Source organism: Thalassobaculum sp. (genome assembly GCF_040219615.1).
Taxonomy (GTDB): Bacteria; Pseudomonadota; Alphaproteobacteria; order Thalassobaculales; family Thalassobaculaceae; genus Thalassobaculum_A.
In genome coordinates, this window is sequence record NZ_JAVJSE010000013.1 from 411949 (window position 1) to 430909 (window position 18961).

Genomic DNA, 18961 nt, shown 5'->3' on the forward strand with positions numbered 1-18961 from the left:
TCAGGCGACCAGGTTCACGATCTTGTTCGGCACCGCGATGACCTTGCGCGGCGCCTTGCCCTCCAGCTGCTTCAGGACATTCGGGTGACTCAGCGCCTGTTCGATCAGGGCGTCCTTGCCGGTGTCCTTGGCGACCTCGAGGGTGGCGCGCAGCTTGCCGTTGACCTGGACGGCGACGGTCACGGTCTCGTCCTCGGCCAGCGAAGGGTCGGCTTCGGGCCAGGGAGTGTCGGCCAGGATGCCGTCATGGCCGAGATGCTGCCACAGCTCCTCGGCGACATGCGGCATCATCGGCGCCAGCAGCCGCACCGTGGTTTCCCAGCCGAACCGCAGCACCCAGGCCTCGCCGGCGCCGCTGCCCTCGAGCGCGAACAGCTGGTTGGTCAGCTCGCGGATCTGCGCGACCGCGGTGTTGAACCGGAACCGCTCGATCGCCTCGCCGACCCCGAGCACGGTCTTGTGGCAGGCCCGCCAGGCCCGCTCGGCATCGGGCGACAGCTGGTTCGGCCGCGGGGTCCCGGCGGGCGGCAGGGCGACATCGGATTCGGTGATCGCGCGCCACAGCCGGTTCAGGTAGCGCCAGGCGCCGTCGACCCCGGCCTCGGTCCACTCCAGGTCGCGTTCCGGCGGGCTGTCGGACAGCATGAACAGGCGGGCGGTGTCGGCCCCGTAGGCGTCGATGATGTGCGCCGGGTCGACCGTGTTGCGCTTCGACTTCGACATCTTCTCGACCCGGCCGACCGTGACCGGGGCGCCGCCGGCGACGGTCACCGCGGCGCCGCCTTCACCCCTGGTCACCTCGGTCGGGTACAGCCACTTGCCGTCGGGTCCCTTGTAGGTCTCGTGGCACACCATGCCCTGGGTCACCAGGCCGGCGAACGGCTCGGCCAGGCCGAGATAGCCGCAGTCGCGCAGCGCCCGGGTGAAGAACCGGGAATACAGCAGGTGCAGGACCGCGTGCTCGACGCCGCCGATATACTGGTCGACCGGCAGCCAGTAGTCGGCCTCGCGGCGTCCGAACGCCGTCTCGCTCCGGGCGTCGGCGAAGCGGGCGAAATACCAGGACGACTCGAAGAAGGTATCGAAGGTGTCGGTCTCGCGCCGGGCCGCGGCGCCGCAGCTCGGGCAGGCGACGTGCTTCCAGGTCGGATGCCGGTCCAGCGGGTTGCCGGGCGCGTCGAAGTCCACGTCCTGCGGCAGGGTGACCGGCAGCTGGTCGTCGGGCACCGGGACCGGGCCGCAGGCGTCGCAGTGGATCACCGGGATCGGGCAGCCCCAGTAGCGCTGCCGGGACACGCCCCAGTCGCGGAGCCGCCAGGTGACGGTGCCCTCGCCGCGGCCGAGTGCGGAGAGGCGCTCGGCGACCGCCGCCTTGGCGGCCTCGATCTCCATGCCGTCCAGGAAATCCGAGTTGTAGATGGTGCCGGGGCCGACATAGGCCTCGTCGGCAACCTCGAACCCGGCCGGGTCGGTCTTCGGCGGCAGCACCACCGGGATCACCGGCAGCGCGTATTTGCGCGCGAAGTCCAGATCGCGCTGGTCGTGTGCCGGACAACCGAAGATCGCCCCGGTGCCGTACTCCATCAGCACGAAGTTGGCGACGTAGACCGGCAGGGCCTGGCCGTCGGCGAACGGGTGCCTGACCGTCAGCGGCGTGCGGTAGCCGCGCTTCTCGGCGGTCTCGATGTCGGCCTCGCTGGTGCTGCTGCGGTTGCACTCGGCGATGAAGGCGGCGAGCTCGGGGTCGGACGCGGCGGCCTCGGCGGCCAGCGGATGGTTGGGGGAGACCGCGCAGAAGCTGGCGCCGTACAGGGTGTCGGGGCGGGTGGTGAAGACCTCGAGAGAGTCGTCGCGGCCGACCAGCTCGAAGCGCACCCGGGCGCCTTCCGAGCGGCCGATCCAGTTGTGCTGCATCAGCCGGACCTTGTCGGGCCAGCGGTCGAGGCCTTCCAGGGCATCCAGCAGGTCCTGGGCGTAGTGGGTGATGCGCAGGAACCACTGGCTCAGCTTGCGCTTCTCGACCAGCGCGCCGGACCGCCAGCCGCGGCCGTCGATCACCTGCTCGTTGGCCAGCACGGTGTTCTCCACCGGGTCCCAGTTGACCCAGCTCTCCTTCCGGTAGGCCAGGCCGGCCTTCAGGAAGTCGAGGAACATCTTCTGTTCGTGGCGGTAGTAGCTCGGGTCGCAGGTCGCGACCTCGCGGCGCCAGTCGTAGCTCAGGCCCATGCCCTTGAGCTGCTCGCGCATGGCGTCGATGTTCTCGTGGGTCCAGCCGTGCGGATGCACGCCGCGCTCGATCGCGGCGTTCTCCGCCGGCAGCCCGAACGCGTCCCAGCCCATCGGGTGGAGCACGTTGAAGCCCCTGGCCTTCTTGTAGCGCGCGACCACGTCGCCGAGGGTGTAGTTCCGGACATGGCCCATGTGGATGCGGCCGGACGGGTACGGGAACATCTCGAGCACGTAGTATTTCGGGCGGCCCGGGTCGACCTCGACCTCGAAGCACCCGGCCTCGGCCCAGCGCCGCTGCCAGCGTGACTCGGTTTCCTTGACGTTGTAGCGCGCCATGCGGTCGGTCTTTCGTGTACGGATCGGCGGAAGCGGGCCGTGCGGGCGCCGGCGGGCGGCCGCGCGGCGCGCGTCACGATTGCCCTATTTCGAGGCGGTCTGCTGGATGCGGATCTGCCGGGCCCGGGTCAGGATCGCGTCCTCCAGGTCCTTGCCGAGCTTCGGCTCGACCGCCGCGTCCACCCACTGGCCGCCGCCCGTCCGCTGCTGGCGGAACACGTTGGCGCGGATGCCGTCCGAGCGCAGCGCCCGGTCCAGGATGTAGACGGTGATCTTGAACCGCTCGCCCTGCGACTGCGGCGGCGCATACCAGTCGGTGATGATCACGCCGCCGAACGGGTCGGCCGAGGACAGCGGCATGAAAGACAGGGTGTCGAGCGAGGCCCGCCACAGGAAGGCGTTGACCGCGACCCCGCTGCCGCCGGTCGCCGGGCCGCCATCCTTGCCGAGCGAGAACAGGTCCAGGCCGTCCGGGCCGGTCAGCTTCTCCTGCTTCTCGTAAGTCGGCTTGCCGCCCGGTCCCGAGGTCGGATAGGAGTATTCGACCGGAACGTCGGCACAGCCGGCAACCATAAGGGCGGCGCCGGCGAGCGGGGCGATCGGCAGCATCCAGCGGGTCATGACTCGCGTCCTCGACATTTGATCCCTGTATTACCGGCGGCGGGTCCGCCGTGCAATCGCTGCCGCATCGGGGGCCGTCGCCAGGTTGTGGCATTTTCGTCACAATGAGACAGTTTTGCACCGGCTAAGTGGCGAGGTTTGTTGACGGTGTCGCGGCAGCGGCATAGCAATACCGGCGACGCGGCGACACAACGTCGGATGACGGACTCCGTCAAGCAAAGACGTCGTCGCGTGCCCGGAAAACACCTCGAACTCGGGAGTAGGGGAATGAAGAAGGTTCTTCTCGGCACGACGGCGATCGTCGCCGCGGGCATGATCGCCTCCAGCCCCGCCTCGGCGGCCGAAAAGATTTCGGCCAAGGTTGGCGGTTACATGGAGCAGTGGATTGGCTATGCGTCGGTTGACGACGCCGCCAACCGCGACGTCGACGGCTTCGACATCAAGTCGGACTCGGAAATTCACTTCACTGGTTCGACCACCCTGGACAACGGCATCGAGTTCGGTGTCAACGTCCAGCTCGAGGCGAACAGCAACTCCGGCGACCAGATCGACGAGTCGTATCTGATCGTGAAGGGCAGCTTCGGCGAGATCAACCTCGGCTCCGAAAACTCTGCCATGTACAAGATGCACTACGCCCCGACCGATTACGGCATCACCCTGAACTCGGGCGACCAGATCGATTGGGCGGCGGTGTCGGGTTCCGGCATCTCGACCGGCGGCTACTTCCGCAACCCGTACGGCTCCACCTACATCGAGCCGGCGGCGAACAACGACTCCGAGAAGCTGACCTACTACACCCCGCGCTTCGGCGGCTTCCAGCTCGGTGTGTCCTACTCGCCGGACGCGAGCCAGGACAGCAACACCACGCCGGATCGTGACGCGGTCAACTCCGACATGGTTGCCATCGGCGCGAACTTTAAGGGCGACTTCGCCGGCGCGTCCGTCGGCCTGTCGGGTGGCTACGGCACGTTCCTGAACGCTCCGACGGGTGCCGACGAGCCGATCGCCTACAACGTTGGCCTGACCGTCGGCTTCGGCGGCTTCGAGGTTGGCGGTTCCTACGCGAAGTCCGAGGACAACTCGACCGGTATCGACGGCGACGGCTACAACATCGGCGTGGCCTACACCACCGGCCCGCTCGGCGTCAGCCTGACCTACTTCAACGGCGAGCGTGAGGGCACCACCACCGCGGGTGTCACCACCGGCCAGGCTGAGCAGAAGACCGTTCACCTGTCGGCCAACTACACCTTGGGCCCGGGCGTCACCGCCGCGGCGACCCTCGGCCATGCCGAGTTCGATTCGGACGACGCTGGCCTGGGCTCGAACGAGGCCACCTACTTCGTCACCGGTATCAAGCTCAGCTTCTGATCCTGGTTACGAGTAGTTGCGATTGGGGAGGAGCCGCCTTCGGGCGGCTCCTCTTCCATTTGAGGAACCGCTGTCCTAAAACGGCGGCACCGCCAGAGAGGACCGACCCGGGGGAGAGCTGACATGGATGTCGACTTCGATCGACTGTTCAAAGCGATCGACCGTCAGACCTTCGTGCGGGACTATCTCGACCAGCACGTCTACCACGAGGCCGGCTCCGTCCAGGATGTCGGCCGTCTGTTTTCCTGGGCCAAGGTCAACGACCTGCTGGAGCGCCCCAAGCTCTGGGACGGCCAGTCGGTCGAGATGGCGCTCGCCGGCCGGGTCCTCGACCCGCGCGAGTACTGCCGGCCCGGCGTCGGACGCTCCGGCGAGCCCAACCTGCGGCCCGACCGCCAGCGCGTCACCGCCCTGCTCCAGAAGGGCGCCACCTTCGTGCTCGACTTCCTCGAGGGCATCGACCCGGAGATCGCCGCGGTCACCCGCTGCCTGGAGCGGCTGTTCGGCACCCACACCTCCTGCAACATGTACTGCTCCTGGCAGCAGGTGCCCGGCTACGCCTCGCATTTCGACACGATGGACGTGATCGCCATCCAGATCGAAGGCGAGAAGCGCTGGAACATCTACGAGGGCCGGTTCCGCGAGGCGACCTTCACCCCGGGCATCCGCCCCAGCGACTTCACGACAGAGCAGCACAACCAGATGAAGGGCAAGGTCGCGCGGCAGATCACGACGCGCCCCGGCGACATCCTGTACCTGCCGCGCGGCGTCTATCACGACGCCCTGGCGACCGACACCGCCTCGCTGCACCTGTCTTTCGGGGCCGCCCCGCTGGTCGGCTTCACCGTGGTCGGCATGCTGTCCAGCGAGGCTCCGAAGCAGGAGTTCCTGCGCCGGCGGCTGCCGCATTTCGAGGACCGGAACGACCTGGCGGCCTACCTGGCGGCGGTCGGCGACCACCTCAAGGGCATGCTGACCGACCCGGCCTTCGTCGACGGGGTGATCGACTACCAGCAGGGCCGGGTGTTCGAGAAGGTGACCGGCTACCGGTTTCCGGACCGCGGCGGCGACCGCTATTTCTACGTCTCGCGCCACCGCCCGGCGGTCGAGGGCGGAGTGGCGCGCACCGCCGGCGGCGGCGAGGTCGCGGTCGCGGCCGACGACCGGCCGATGCTCGACTGGATCCTGGAGCGCGAGGTGTTCTGGCTGTCCGAGCTGAACGCCGCCCACGGCGCGCGAGGGCCGGCGGGCGAGCGGCTGCTGAAGGCCCTGATCGAGCACCGGGTCGTGTTCCCGATCCACGTCTGACGGCGCGAGGCGGCGATGGCCGGCGGCATCCTCTGGCTCGCGTCCTATCCGAAGTCGGGCAACACCTGGATCCGGATCTTCCTGGAGAACCTGTTCCGCGACGCCGCGCGGCCGGTGTCGATCAACGAGCTGAACGTGGTCGGCTTCGGCGACGCCCATATTCCGCTCTACGAACGGATCGGCGGCCGCCCGATCGCGGGCATGGACGACGGCGCCATCCACGCGCTGCGCGAGCCGCTGCAGCGCTTCCTGGCCAACCGGCCGGAGACCAGCATCGTCAAGACCCACAACCTGCTGGGCGAGCACGAGGGCCGGCCGCTGATCCATCTCGAGCATTCGATGGGCGCGATCTACATCGCCCGCAACGTGTTCGACGTCACCGTTTCGCTGGCCCGCCACTACAACCTGGCCATCGAGGACGCGGTCGAGGCGATCTGCTCGCCGGCGATGCGGACCCCGACCACCGGGGCGGCGGTGTTCCAGGTGCTCGGGCGCTGGTGCGATCACTACCGGTCCTGGACCGGAATCCCCGGCTTCGAGCCGCTGGTGCTGCGCTACGAGGACATGAAGGCCAGGCCGATGAAGGCCTTCGACCGGGTCGTCCGGTTCCTCAAGCTGCCGGCCAATCCGGCGCGGGTGGCCAAGGCCGTGAAGTTCAGCAGCTTCGAAGAGGTTGCCCGGCAGGAGCGGGCCGGCGGATTCCGCGAACGGGTGCGCGAGGACCAGGTGTTCTTCCACTCCGGCCGGGTCGGCGGCTGGCGCCAGCAGTTGACGCCCGGGCAGGTCACACGTCTGATCGAGGTGCATGGCGAGGTGCTGACCGAGCTCGGCTATCTCGACAAGCAGGGCCGGCCCACGGTCTGATCCGGATATGGCGAGCCGACTGTCCCCGACCCTCCGTGCCCGCATCGACCGTGCCGTGGCGGCCGGCGACCCGGCGCCGGCGCGCCCGCATCACCGGCTGCTGGCCGAAGCCGCCGACGTGCCGCCGGGCCTGCTGTACCGGCTGGCCATGCTGGAGGCCCGGTCCGGCGCGCCGGCGGCCGCGGTCCGGCTGCTCGAGGCGGCGCGCCGGCGGACCCCGCGCGACCCCGATCTGCTCGCCAATCTCGGTCAGCTCAGGCTCGGCCTGGGGGACCCGGCGGGGGCGCTCGCCTGCCTCGACTCCGTGCCTGAGCCCGGCCGCTCGCACCCGGCGATCGCCCGGCTGCGCGGAGACGCCCTCAGCGAGCTCGGCCGCTATCCGGAAGCCGCCGAGGCCTATCGGGCCGGACTGGCGCGCGCCCCGAAGGACGCCGCCATGCACGCCAATCTGGGTGCGGCCTGCCGGGCGCTCGGGCAGTGGCATGAGGCGGCCCGGCATCTGGAGACCGCGCTCGCCCTGGCACCGTCGGTCGAGGCCCGGGTCAACCTCGCCGGGCTGCTGGTCGACCTCGACCAGGCGGACCGGGCGATCCGGCTGCTGGACGAGGGGATCGCCCGGGCTCCCGGTGCCGCGCCCCTGCACCGCCAGCTCGCCGCTGCCGCCCGCACCGACGGCGACGCGGTGCTGGCCGGCCGGGCGGTGCGCCGGGCGGCGCTGCTGGTGCCGGAGGATGCCGCGGCTGCCGCGGCGGTCGCCGAACTGGCCGACAACCGCGCCGACCTGGATGCCGCCGAGCGCTGGATCCGGGCGGCGCTCGCGCTGTCGCCGCGGCACGTCACCGCCAGCCAGCTGGCGGCCCGGCTGTCGCGCCGGCGCCGGCGCCCGGACGACGCCCTGGCGGTCGCCGACGTCTGGCTGGCCCGCGAGCAGGCGCCGGCGCGGCGCTATCCGCTACTGTTCGAACGGGCGCAGGCGCTGGAGGCGGCGGGCCGGTCGCGCGAGGCGTTCGCGGCCTTCGCCGAGGCCAATACCGCCCAGCGCGAGGCCGCCCCCCGCCATCTCGACCCGGAGCACGCCTTCCGGCAGATCGCCGCCCTGGACGCGCTGTACGCGGCCGGTCGGCCGACGGTCGGCTCGCCGCCGGCCGGGCCGGACGGCCCGACCCCGCTGTTCCTGGTCGGGTTTCCGCGCTCCGGCACTACCCTGCTCGACCAGGTTCTCGATGCCCATCCCGACGTCTCGGTGGTCGAGGAGCGGCCGCTGGTCGCCGGGCTGATCGCGCGTCTCAACCTCGCCGGCCGGCCCTATCCCGGGGCGCTGGCGGATCTGCCGGACGACCTGCGGCTGGAGATGCGGCAGTGGTACCGGGCGCGCATGGCGCGGTTCCTGCCGGCCGCCCCGACCCGCTACATGGTCGACAAGATGCCGCTCAACCTGGTGCATGCCGGGCTGATCCGCGCGGTGTTCCCGGAGGCCCGCTTCCTGCTGGCGCTGCGGCATCCCTGTGACGTGGTGCTGTCCTGCTTCATGCAGAGCTTCCAGCTCAACAGCTGGATGGTGTCGTTCACCGGGCTGGATCAGGCCGCCCGGCTGTACCGCGCCGCGCTCGGGACCTGGGAGGGCTATGCCGCCGCCTTCGACCCGCCGCGGCTGACCGTGCGCTACGAGGACATGGTCGACGACCTGCCGCGCGAGGCGGCGCGGATCCTGGAGTTCCTCGGCCTGCCATGGGACGACGCGGTGACCCGGTTCGACGAGCACGCCCGCCGCCGCGGGGTGCTGGCGACCCCGAGCGCCGCCCAGGTCACCCAGCCGATCTACCGCACGGCACTGGACCGCTGGCGGCGCTATGATTTCGCGATGGAGCCGGTCGCCCGGATGCTGGCGCCGGAGATCCGGCGCTACGGATACCAGCAAGCAGGAGAGAACCCATGACCGACGTCCCAGCCGAGGTTGCGGCCGAAGTCGCCGACAACCTCGCGGATGTCCGCGCGCGCATCGCCGCCGCCGCGGCCGAGGCCGAGCGCGATCCGGCCGCGGTGACCCTGATCGCGGTCGGCAAGGTTCAGCCGCTGGAGCGGGTCGAGGCGGCACTGGCGGCCGGGCAGCGGGTGTTCGGCGAGAACCGGGTGCAGGAGGCGCAGGGCAAGTGGCCGGACCTGCGGGCCCGCTACCCCGGCGTCGAACTGCATCTGATCGGCCCGCTGCAGACCAACAAGGTGCGCGAGGCGGTGGCGCTGTTCGACGTGGTCCAGACCGTGGACCGCCCGAAGCTGGCCGCCGAACTGGCCAGGGAGATGGCGAAGCAGGGCCGGCGGCCGGACTGCTACGTCCAGGTGAACACCGGCGAGGAGCCGCAGAAGGCCGGCGTGCTGCCGGCCGACGCCGACGCCTTCGTCGAGGCCTGCCGCGGCGAGCACGGCCTGCCGGTGGTCGGGCTGATGTGCATCCCGCCGGCCGACCAGGATCCGGCACTGCACTTCGCCCTGCTGCGCGAGATCGCCAAGCGCCACGGGCTCGAGCGGCTGTCGATGGGGATGAGCGGGGACTACGAGCTGGCAGTCCGGCTCGGCGCCACCCATGTGCGTGTCGGAACAGCGATTTTCGGTGCCCGGGACTACAAGTAGGCCTCAGAGTAGTACCGGTAGTCTGGTGTCGGTCCGGCGGAATCAGCGGCGGGCAACGTCGATCTCGCTGCTCGCCCCGGCGCCGGCCAGCACCGCCAGCAGGTCGTCGCGGGCCATCGCCACGCAGCCTTCGGTCGGGCCCCAGTCCGGTCGGGCCAGATGCAGGAAGATCGCGCTGCCGAGCCCGGGCACCGGCGGCGCGTCGTTGTAGCCGAGCTCGACCACCAGGTCGTACAGGCCGTCGTCGCGCCACATCCGCTCATGGCCCGGCGCGAACGGCAGCCGGACCAGGCGATTGTAGTCGGCGCTCGCCCGCGGGTCGTCGCACCAGCCCAGGTTCTCGGCCAGCGGCAGCGTCGGCAGGGCGGTGGCCGGCGGCGGTTCCCGATCCGGGCGGTAGAACAGCCGGCGCAGCGGGAACCGGCCGATCGGCGTGGCGCCGTCGCCCTCGCGCTTGGCGTCGGTCAGGCCGCCACGCCCGAGGGCGCACGGCCACTCGCCGGTATCGGTGGCCAGGATGCCGCGGCTGGCGCCGGCGGCGGCCCGCACGGTCAGCAAGGTCATGTCGGGTCGGGTCCGGTCAGGATGGCTGCTGCCGGCGCAGGTTTTCGTACTTGTCGAGGGCCTGCAACATCCATTCGTTCACGCTGCCGGCGTTGTTGCCGGCCAGCGGCAGCATGCCGTCGTCGCTCGCCGCGGGTTCGCGGCCGTCCCCGCCCGGCTGGCCGTCGCGACCGGACACGGTGGGCGGCTGCCCGAGGGTCGCCGCCTGCAGCCGGGCAGCGTCGATCGAGCCGGTACCGGCGGCGATGCCGGGTCGGCCGGCTGCAGCGGCGCTCTGGGCGGCGCTCTGGGCGGCGGTCTGGGTGGCGGTCTGGGTGGCGCTCTGGGTGGCGGTCTGGGCGTCCGGCCGGTAGGTCAGCGTCAGCGGGTTGCGCCGGCGGACCGCGTTGGCCTGCTGGATGAAGGCGTCGAGCCGGTCGGCGTTGCGGCCCTGGAAGTCCGTGGTGGCCGGCGCCTCGCCGGCGGCACCCGGATTGGCGGCATCCCGGGCCGGGCCGCTCGCGGCCGCCAGGGCGGCCGGGGAGGCCTGGGCAGCCAGGGCGGCCGGGGAAGCGTTGGAAGCGGCGATCGTCACCGGGGCGGCGTTGATCGCCTGCGCCCGGGTCTCCGGCACGGACGGACCGGCGTCGGCGAGCGCCCGCCCGGTCTCGCCGCCGGCCTCCGGCCCATCGGTCAGCCAGGCCATGGCGGTGTCGCCGATGTCCTGGCCGCTCTCGCGCTCGACCACCAGGTTGGCGAGCGCCCCGATGACCCCGAACGGCCCGCCATACAGGGCGCCGCCGGCCATCCGGGCTGCCTCGCCCATGGTGTCGCCGGTCAGCGCCCGGTAGATCGTGCCGATCACCGGCAGATGTTGCAGGGGATTGATCACGTCCAGCAGGTCGCCGAAGCCGAGGCCGCTGTCCTCCGCGGCGACGTCCTCGCCGGGCATGATGTCGCCGTCGGGCGTTGTGCGCGGCCGGATCCAGTCGGGCTGCGCGCCGGCGGTCCGGGCGGTCTGGTCGGGGGCGGCGGGGGTGCCGGTTGCGATCGTCGTCATGGGCGCGTTCCTTCCGTCGCCCCGAACGACGCAAGCCCCGTGCCAGAATCCGGTCGGACTCTTTTGCCGACGCGGCCGCTAGAACAGGTGTCCCGAGCGCCGGGCCTTGGCGTCGAGATAGCGCTCGTTGTGGCGGTTCGACGGGAACACGTGTCGCACCCGCTCGACCACCTCGACCCCGCAGGCCGCGAGCTGGCCGATCTTCTCCGGGTTGTTGGTCATCAGCCGGACCCGCGCGATGCCGAGCAGGCCGAGCATCTCGGCGGCCGGGAAATACACCCGCTCGTCGTCGTCGAAGCCGAGCATGGTGTTGGCGTCGACCGTATCGGCACCCAGGTCCTGCAGGCTGTAGGCCTTCAGCTTGTTGATCAGGCCGATGTCGCGGCCTTCCTGGGCGAGGTACAGCAGCACGCCGCCGCCGGCCTCGGCGATCGCCCGGATCGCGCCGCGCAGCTGGTCGCCGCAGTCGCAGCGCAGGCTGCCCAGCAGGTCGCCGGTCAGGCAGGCCGAATGCAGCCGTACCAGCACCGGCCCGGCCGGGTCGGGGTCGCCGATCCGGATCGCCACATGCTCGAGCCCCCCGTCGAGCGGGCGGAAGGCGATCAGCTCGCAGTCCTCGGCGTCGGCCAGCGGCACCTGCGCCGAGGCCGCGCGGACCAGCCGGGCGGCGGCGTCCCGGCGATGGGTGTCGATGGCGTCCCGGTCGACCAGCAGCAGCGCGTGCTCGCGGCTCCAGCCCTCCATGCGGTCGGGCGCAAGGTCGGGCACCGAGGCGACCAGCGCCGCCGGGATCAGCCTGGCCAGCTTGGCGAGCCTGACGGCGGTGGCGGTCGGCCCGGCCTCCGGCTCCGGCAGCGTGACCAGCCCCGCGGTGTCGGCCCGGCCCGCGGTCGGATCGGCGAGCGCGGCGACCCTGGCGGCCGGGGTTCCCGCCGGCAGGGTCAGCGACACCACCGGCGCGGACCCGCCGGAGCCGAGCACCGCGGCCCGGTTGCGCGTGATCGCCAGGACCGGGTCGGAGCCGGCCAGCATGCGCAGGCGCGCCACCGTCTCGTCGGTGATCAGTTCGGCGGAGACCGCCAGGGCGAGGCGATCGCGGTCGCCGCCCGCGCGCACCGCCACGATGCCGCCGCGACGGAGCTCGGCGACTCCGCGGTCGACGGCGAGTTGGTCGCCTGCGCGCGGCTGCGACGCGGCCTGGGAGGGATCGTTCGGCATGCCGCGCATATTGAGGAGACGCGCCGGGGAATCAAGAAGACTCGTGCGTGTCGAGTCCCGGCCGCATTGCCGCGCGCGATTCCGTTCCGCTAGTCTGGCTTCCGGCCGGTTCCGGGATTCGGCCGGTATCCGAGAGGTGGAATCAATGCCCGTCTTCCAGGACTACGATCAGGCGACCCTCGACGCCCAGTACGACAACCGCCGCAAGGTCCCGGAATCCGGGGCGATCGCCGAGCGCTGGATGGCGGCCGGGGCGGAGGCGCGGGGGCTGCTGTCCTGCGACCTGGACATCGCCTACGGCCGGCATCCGCGGCAGGCCGTCGACGTGTTTCCGGCGGCGCGCGGCGACGCCCCGATCCTGGCCTTCGTGCATGGCGGCTACTGGCACCAGCGCGACCGCACCCTGGTGCATTTCCTCGCCCCGACCTACGTGGCGGCCGATGTCACCTTCGTCTCGATCGGCTACCGGCTGTGCCCGGAGGTCACGGTGGCCGAGGTCGCCGACGACGTACGCGCCGCCCTGCGCTGGATCGCCGGAAACGGCGGCGGGCTCGGCGGCGATCCGCGGCGGTTGTTCGTCGCCGGGCACTCGGCCGGCGGCCATCTGGCCGCCATGATGACCGGGCCGGCCGGGGTGCCCGAGCTGCTGAAAGGCGGCTGCAGCGTGTCCGGCCTGCACGACCTGGAGCCGATCCGGCTCAGCTACCTGAACGAGCAGCTGCACCTGGCTGCCGGCGATGTGGCCGGCCTCAGCCCGATCGCCCTGGCCCGCGGCCTGACCCGCGACCCGGCGCCGGGCGGCCGCCGGCTGCCGCCGCTGATCGCCACCGTCGGCATGGACGAAGGCCCGGAATACCTGCGCCAGCGCGACCAGCTGGTCGACGCGCTGAAGGCGGCCCGGCAGCCGGTCGAAAGCGTCGACGTGCCGGGCGGCAACCATTTCACCGCGCTCGAGGCGTTCGGCGACCCGCACCACGCGCTCTGCCAGGCGATGCTCCGGCTGATCCTGGCCCCGAGCTTCTGAGCCCACACCGGATCGTGATATGGCGCGAGCGAGCCTGAACGGCGTGGTGCTGGCCGAAAGCGCGGCGGTCGAAACCGTCGAGGGCACCCTGTACTTCCCGCGCGAGACCGTGCGCCTGGAACACCTGGAGCCCTGCGCCACCCGGACCGTCTGCCCGTGGCGCGGCGTGGCGACCTACTACGACGTGCGGGTCGGTGACCGGGTCGAGCCGGCGGCTGCCTGGTCCTACGAGGCCCCGAAGCGGCGGGCGCGGCGGCTCGAGGGCGCGGTCGCGTTCTGGAAGGGAATCGACGTCGAGCCTTGAGGCCGGCAAAGCGTTACATTATCTGCGGCGTGGCATTGGGGTGGTCATGAAGAGCATCGGGGCGGGAGCGGGCATGACGAGCGGACGCAAGATTCTCCTGGTCGACGACGACGACGCCCTGCGCGCCACCCTGGCGGAGCAGCTGCAGCTGCACGAGGAATTCGTCACCGCCGAGGCCGCGACCGCGTCCGACGGACTGGCGGCGGTCAGGGACACCCACTACGACCTGATCCTGCTGGATGTCGGCCTGCCCGACATGGACGGGCGCGAACTGTGCCGGCTGATGCGCAAGCACGGCGTGAAGTCGCCGATCATCATGCTGACCGCCCAGGATTCCGACGCGGACACCATCCTCGGGCTGGAGGCCGGCGCCAACGACTACATCACCAAGCCGTTCAAGGTGGCGATCCTGCTGGCGCGCATCCGCGCCCAGCTGCGCCAGCACGAGCAGAGCGACGACGCGGTGTTCACGATCGGCCCGTACAGCTTCAAGCCGGCCGCCAAGATCCTGCTCGACGAGGCCCGCAACAAGAAGGTCCGCCTGACCGAGAAGGAGACGGCGATCCTGAAATACCTGTACCGGGCCGGCGACCGCATGGTGAAGCGCGAGGTCCTGCTGAACGAGGTCTGGGGCTACAACGCCGGGGTCACCACCCACACCCTGGAGACCCATGTCTACCGGCTGCGCCAGAAGATCGAGCCGGACCCGCAGCGGGCCGCCATCCTGGTGACCGATTCCGGCGGCTACCGGCTGGTTCCCTGAGCCGGCCCTCCGGGCGGCGGCCGATCAGTCCGGGCCGCGGCGGCCCATCCGCGCCAGGCCGAAGGTCAGCAGCACCGCGCCGATCGCGTCGACCGTCGTTATCGTGCCGAACACCGGGCCGCTGATCGCCCAGCCCCAGGGCTCGCGGGTGACCAGCGGAAGCAGGATCGGCCCGGCGAGAACTCCGAGGTTGCGGCCCGTCATGATGGTCGCGAACGCCGCCGGCCCGGCCCGGGCCGAGCCCAGGATGGTGCTCGGCATGGCGAACAGGCAGACCGGCGTCACGCCGATCCCGATGCCGTACAGCAGCAGCGACGCCCCGCCCGCCAGCAGCCCGTCGGTCCACGGCATGGCCCACCAGACCGCGGCCTGCAGCAGCATCGACCCGGCCAGCAGCGGCCCGACCCCGGCGCCCCGCCGGATCCAGGTCGAGGTCGCCAGCCCGACCACGATCAGGGTGACCACCGGGACCGAGTAGGCCAGGGTCGCCAGGCCGGGCGGCAGGCCGTGCGCCTCGACCAGGAACTGCGGCAGCCAGGTCATGTAGCCGAAATACTGCGCCGACCAGAGCGTGAACAGCAGCGCCGACAGCACCAGGGCCCAGCGCTCCTCGCCGGTGATCGGCGCCGGGGTCGTGGCCGGCCGCCGCCGCAGGTCGAGGTCGGCGCCGCCGCGCAGGGTGATCAGGAATGTCCAGCCCGCCATCGCCGCGGTCGCCACGGCGGTGGCGATCCAGGCGACCCGCCAGCCGATGGTCAGCTCGGCGACCGGGACCAGGAGGTTCGCCGCGATCTGCCCGACCGGGATCCAGATCGCCGACAGGGCGATCGCCAGCGGCAGGTGGCGGGGTGCGGCGTTGCGGTTGGCGTAGACCGGGCCGGCGATCGCGAACACCGCGAAGGCGAAGCCCTCCAGGCCGCGCGACCCGAGCACGACCCAGGGGTCGCCCGGCGCGACCAGGGCCAGCAGGTTGCCGGCGATCCCGGTCGCGAAGGCCAGGCCGAGGATCAGGCCGGTCCGGATCCGCATCATCAGCCCGCCGAGCGCCAGCGACATCGCCAGGCCGATGACCGCGTAGACCGACATGAAGCTGCCGGCCAGGGTCTTCGGATAGCCGAATTCGGCCAGCATGCCCGGCAGCATCGGCGGCAGCTTGAACTGCTGGAACGCCGCCAGCGACGCCAGCAGGAAGCCGAACATCACGCCGGTCCAGTTGGTGCGGGCACGGTCGAGCGGCATGTTCGGGCGGATCCGGGCGGTCGGTTCGAGGGGGGCGGCGGGAGCCGCGGACGCGGCGGCGGCAGTCTGGTCCGGGACCGCGATCGAGGCAAGCCGGCCGGCGTTCCCGGCCTCGAACGGGTGTGATATGGGTGATCGGCCATCCGCGACCGGGTGGCGGCGCGTGTCCACGCAACCGGTGGATCTCGCGTGCGGTAGGGGGCGGACGTGCGGCGGGAGGAGCGGTTGGCCGACGACGGCATCCTGGTCCGGATCTGGGGAGCGCGCGGCAGCGTGCCGTGCCCCGGCCCGAAGACCGTGCGCTATGGCGGTGAAACCGCCTGTGTCGAACTGCGCTGCGGCCCGCATCTGCTGGTGTTCGACGGCGGCAGCGGGATCCGCGAGCTGGGCCGGTCGCTCGAGAATGCGGGCCCGGTCGAGGCCGACGTGTTCCTGACGCATTTCCACCTGGACCACATACTCGGCCTGCCGTTCTTCAAGCCGGCCTATGGTCCCGACAACCGGGTGCACCTGCACGCCGCCCGGCTCGACAGCAGCCTGTCGCTGAAGACCATCCTGGCGCGCATGATGTCGCCGCCGCTGTTCCCGGTGCCGATCGACATGTACCGCGCCGACGTCGATTTCCGCGACTTCGTCGCCGGCGACCGGCTGGAACCGCACCCGGGGCTGGTGGTCGAGACCCGGCCGCTCGACCACCCGGGCGGCGCCTGTGGCTACCGGGTGACCTGGCAGGGTCGCAGCTTCGCCTATGTCACCGATACCGAGCATCCGCGGGACGGCAGCCTGGACCCGAACGTCCAGGCGCTGATGGCGGGCGCCGACGTGGCGATCTACGACGCGACCTTCACCGACGACGAATACGAGGTGTATCGCGGCTGGGGCCACTCCACCTGGCGCGCGGGCGTGCGGGCGGCCGACGCCGCCGGGGTCGGCACGCTGCTGCTGTTCCACCACGACCCGTCGCATGACGACGCGGCCATGGACCGGATCGCCGCGGATGCCGACGCAGCTCGTCCCGGCACCCTGGTGGCGACGGACGGCATGGTCCTGCGGCGGTAGTCGGTCTTACCTCGAATGAACCTCAAGTCATTGAAACAGCGTCTTTCTGCTGTCCGGACCGTCCTGGGTATGACCCAGGAGGGCTTCTTCGTGCCGCACCGGTATGCCGGCTCGGTCCGGCCGCCTGCCGGCTATCCCGAGCTGGAGCCGCTGTTCCGTGCGGCCGAGCCGGCGTTCAGCGGGGTGCTGGCGGCGATCGACCGCCATGCCGATGTTGTCGGCCGTTTCGACGGTGCCCGGCCGCCGCTGCCGCGCTGGCAGCAGGACTGGTTTCCCGGGCTCGACGGCGCCGCCGCCTACGCGCTGGTCCGCGAGACCCGGCCGGCCCGGATCGTCGAGGTCGGGTCCGGCCACTCGACCCGGTTCCTGGCGCGCGCGGTGATCGACGGCGGGCTGGCGACCGAGATGCTGTGCATCGATCCGGCGCCGCGTGCCGACATCGCCGGGCTGGCCGGCGATCTGCCGCTGCGGGTGCTGCGCACGACCCTGCAGGATGCCGGGGTCGAGGCGCTCCCCGGCCTCGCGCCAGGCGACATGCTGGTGATCGATTCCAGCCATCTGGCGCTGCCCGGCACCGACGTCGACCTGCTGTTCGGCCGGGTGCTGCCGCGGCTGCCGGCCGGCGTGCTGGTGCATGTGCACGACGTGTTCCTGCCGGACGGCTACCCGGATTCCTGGGCCTGGCGGCAGTATGCCGAGCAGATGGTGGTCGCCGGCTGGCTGGCCGGCGGCGGCCTGCGGCTGCGGTTCGCCAGCCGGTGGGTGCGCACGCGCATGGCGGCCGAGGTCGCGGCCGGCGCCGCCGGGCGGATCCCGGTCGGCGCGGCGGCCTTCGAGTCCAGCCTGTGGGCGGTCACCGCCGGCCCGGTGCCGGGTGCCTGACGCCGTCGGCCCGATGCCCGCCCGCCCGGCTCCGGCCCGCCCGGCTCCAGGCCGCCCGCGGTCACGGGTCCTTGATCGGCCGGCCGGGGCCGCGGCAGGTAGAGTGCCGCGATGACCGTTGCCCCCGGCGAGACCGGCCGCCCGCCCGCGACCCTGCCGCGACCCGACCCGGACCGGCCGGCCCCGGCGCGGCCGGGCGAGACCGCGCTGCCGGCGCGGGTCCGGGCGGCGCTGAGCGAGCAGCAGGCCTCCAGCGAGATCCTGATCGGCTGGATCCAGCTGGCGGTGGTGACCGCCTTCGGCGCCCTGTACCTGGTCTCGCCCAAGGCGTTCCCGCCGGAGGTCGAGTTCCGGCCGATCCCGTGGGCGCTCGGGGGCTATGTGGCGTTCACCCTGGCCCGCCTGGCGCTGGCCCATGCCGGCCGTCTGCCGCGCTGGTTCCTCGGGCTGTCGATCCTGGCCGACATGGCGCTGCTCCTGGGGGTGATCTGGAGCTTCCACCTGCAGTACATGCAGCCGGCGGCGTTCTACCTCAAGGCGCCGACCCTACTGTACGTGTTCATCTTTATCGCGCTCCGGACCCTGCGGTTCGAGCCGGGCTACGTGCTGCTGGCCGGCGGCGCCGCCGCGGTCGGCTGGCTGCTGATGGCCGGCTACGCCCTGATGTGGGACCCGATGGCGGGCCCGGTGACCCGCGACTACGTGCTCTACATGACCTCGAACAGCGTGCTGATCGGCGCCGAGTTCGACAAGATCGTCTCGATCCTGACGGTCACCGGCATCCTGGCGGTGGCGATCGTGCGGGCCCGCCGCCTGCTGGTGCGGGCGGTGCGCGAGAGCCTGGCGGCCCGCGAGCTGTCGCGGTTCTTCGCCCGCGACGTCGCCGACCGCATCATCGACCTGGACGCCGGCATCGAGATCGGCCGCGGCGAACTGCGCGAAGCCGCGGTCCTGAACGTCGACATGCGCGGGTTCTCGCAGCTCGCCACCGAGATCCCGCCGGACGACCTGATCGCCCTGCTGGCCGAGTACCAGGGCCTGGTGGTGCCGGTGGTGCAGGCCCATGGCGGCAGCATCGACAAGTTCATGGGCGACGGGGTGATGGCGACCTTCGGGGCGACCCGGCCGAGCGCGACCGCCGCGGCCGATGCCCTGCGGGCCGCCGCCGACCTGGCGGACGCGGCCGCCGCCTGGGGTCAGCGGCGGCGGGCCGCCGGCCGGCCGGCCCCGGCGGTCGGGATCGCGGTGGCGTCCGGCCCGGTGGTGTTCGGCGCAGTCGGCGACCAGAGCCGGCTGGAATACACGGTCATCGGGGCGCCGGTGAACCTGGCGGCCAAGCTGGAGAAGCACACCAAGGCCGAGGGCGTGCGGGCGCTGACCGACGCCGCGACCTACGGGAGCGCGCTCAAGCAGGGCTATCGGCCGCCGGCGCCGCCGGAACGCCGGCCCGGGCGGTCGGTGGGCGGCCTCGACGAGCCGCAGGATCTGGTGGTACTGGCCGGCTGAGGTCTTGGC

Annotated in this window: 17 protein-coding genes; 11 read left to right on the forward strand and 6 right to left on the reverse strand. The window is 71.8% G+C overall.

Annotated features, from left to right (window positions below; genetic code table 11):
* Both leuS and RIC31_RS09460 read right to left on the reverse strand, forming a co-directional pair.
* On the reverse strand, window positions 1–2565 hold the full coding sequence (gene leuS, locus RIC31_RS09455) for a leucine--tRNA ligase (RefSeq protein WP_350105582.1): 2565 nt from the start codon (window positions 2563–2565) through the stop codon (window positions 1–3).
* 84 nt (window positions 2566–2649) lie between these two features.
* A complete protein-coding gene (locus tag RIC31_RS09460) occupies window positions 2650–3186 on the reverse strand; it encodes a DUF3576 domain-containing protein (RefSeq protein ID WP_350105594.1) in 537 nt (178 codons plus the stop codon).
* A 267-nt stretch (window positions 3187–3453) separates the two neighbouring features.
* Here RIC31_RS09460 and RIC31_RS09465 point away from each other — a divergent pair, with 267 nt between their 5' ends.
* The 5 genes from RIC31_RS09465 (at window position 3454) to RIC31_RS09485 (ending at window position 9354) form a co-directional block, all read left to right on the forward strand.
* Window positions 3454–4554: a porin gene (locus RIC31_RS09465; protein ID WP_350105597.1), complete on the forward strand. Its 1101-nt coding sequence runs from the start codon at window positions 3454–3456 to the stop codon at window positions 4552–4554.
* Between the two features lie 123 nt (window positions 4555–4677).
* On the forward strand, window positions 4678–5862 hold the full coding sequence (locus RIC31_RS09470) for a JmjC domain-containing protein (protein ID WP_350105602.1): 1185 nt from the start codon (window positions 4678–4680) through the stop codon (window positions 5860–5862).
* A gap of 15 nt (window positions 5863–5877) precedes the next feature.
* The gene (locus tag RIC31_RS09475) at window positions 5878–6726 is read left to right on the forward strand and encodes a sulfotransferase domain-containing protein (RefSeq protein ID WP_350105606.1); all 849 of its coding nucleotides are present in this window, start codon (window positions 5878–5880) and stop codon (window positions 6724–6726) included.
* 7 nt (window positions 6727–6733) lie between these two features.
* Complete coding sequence (locus RIC31_RS09480) at window positions 6734–8662, forward strand: tetratricopeptide repeat-containing sulfotransferase family protein (protein WP_350105609.1); 1929 nt, start codon at window positions 6734–6736, stop codon at window positions 8660–8662.
* Window positions 8659–9354 (forward strand): YggS family pyridoxal phosphate-dependent enzyme, encoded by a 696-nt coding sequence (locus tag RIC31_RS09485; RefSeq protein ID WP_350105612.1) that lies wholly within the window; start codon window positions 8659–8661, stop codon window positions 9352–9354. Before RIC31_RS09480 ends, RIC31_RS09485 begins: the two co-directional genes overlap by 4 nt.
* A 42-nt stretch (window positions 9355–9396) precedes the next feature.
* Here the strand turns inward: RIC31_RS09485 and RIC31_RS09490 are convergent, their stop codons facing one another.
* The 3 genes from RIC31_RS09490 to ribA all read right to left on the reverse strand — a co-directional run bounded on the left by RIC31_RS09490 (window position 9397) and on the right by ribA (window position 12175).
* The gene (locus RIC31_RS09490; protein ID WP_350105615.1) at window positions 9397–9918 is read right to left on the reverse strand and encodes a L,D-transpeptidase family protein; all 522 of its coding nucleotides are present in this window, start codon (window positions 9916–9918) and stop codon (window positions 9397–9399) included.
* Between the two features lie 16 nt (window positions 9919–9934).
* Window positions 9935–10957, reverse strand: coding sequence for a hypothetical protein (locus RIC31_RS09495; RefSeq protein WP_350105618.1), 1023 nt, complete (start codon window positions 10955–10957; stop codon window positions 9935–9937).
* Window positions 10958–11035: 78 nt separating this feature from the next.
* Window positions 11036–12175 carry a GTP cyclohydrolase II gene (gene ribA, locus RIC31_RS09500; protein WP_350105621.1) on the reverse strand — a complete coding sequence of 380 codons (1140 nt, stop codon included), beginning with the start codon at window positions 12173–12175 and terminating at the stop codon, window positions 11036–11038.
* A 145-nt stretch (window positions 12176–12320) separates the two neighbouring features.
* Here ribA and RIC31_RS09505 point away from each other — a divergent pair, with 145 nt between their 5' ends.
* The 3 genes from RIC31_RS09505 (at window position 12321) to RIC31_RS09515 (ending at window position 14266) form a co-directional block, all read left to right on the forward strand.
* Window positions 12321–13199 carry an alpha/beta hydrolase gene (locus RIC31_RS09505; RefSeq protein WP_350105626.1) on the forward strand — a complete coding sequence of 293 codons (879 nt, stop codon included), beginning with the start codon at window positions 12321–12323 and terminating at the stop codon, window positions 13197–13199.
* A gap of 19 nt (window positions 13200–13218) precedes the next feature.
* Window positions 13219–13503: a DUF427 domain-containing protein gene (locus tag RIC31_RS09510; RefSeq protein ID WP_350105628.1), complete on the forward strand. Its 285-nt coding sequence runs from the start codon at window positions 13219–13221 to the stop codon at window positions 13501–13503.
* A 73-nt stretch (window positions 13504–13576) separates the two neighbouring features.
* Window positions 13577–14266, forward strand: a complete 690-nt coding sequence (locus RIC31_RS09515; RefSeq protein WP_350105631.1) for a response regulator transcription factor — start codon at window positions 13577–13579, stop codon at window positions 14264–14266.
* Window positions 14267–14290: 24 nt separating this feature from the next.
* Here the strand turns inward: RIC31_RS09515 and RIC31_RS09520 are convergent, their stop codons facing one another.
* Window positions 14291–15505, reverse strand: coding sequence for an MFS transporter (locus tag RIC31_RS09520; protein WP_350105634.1), 1215 nt, complete (start codon window positions 15503–15505; stop codon window positions 14291–14293).
* Between the two features lie 225 nt (window positions 15506–15730).
* On the opposite strand from RIC31_RS09520, the gene RIC31_RS09525 reads away from it, so the two are divergent.
* From RIC31_RS09525 to RIC31_RS09535, 3 genes are all read left to right on the forward strand, one after another.
* Window positions 15731–16564 (forward strand): MBL fold metallo-hydrolase, encoded by an 834-nt coding sequence (locus RIC31_RS09525; RefSeq protein WP_350105637.1) that lies wholly within the window; start codon window positions 15731–15733, stop codon window positions 16562–16564.
* Between the two features lie 69 nt (window positions 16565–16633).
* Window positions 16634–17446, forward strand: a complete 813-nt coding sequence (locus RIC31_RS09530) for a class I SAM-dependent methyltransferase (RefSeq protein WP_350105640.1) — start codon at window positions 16634–16636, stop codon at window positions 17444–17446.
* Between the two features lie 111 nt (window positions 17447–17557).
* Window positions 17558–18952 (forward strand): adenylate/guanylate cyclase domain-containing protein, encoded by a 1395-nt coding sequence (locus tag RIC31_RS09535; protein ID WP_350105643.1) that lies wholly within the window; start codon window positions 17558–17560, stop codon window positions 18950–18952.
* The last annotated feature ends 9 nt before the right edge of the window (window positions 18953–18961 follow it).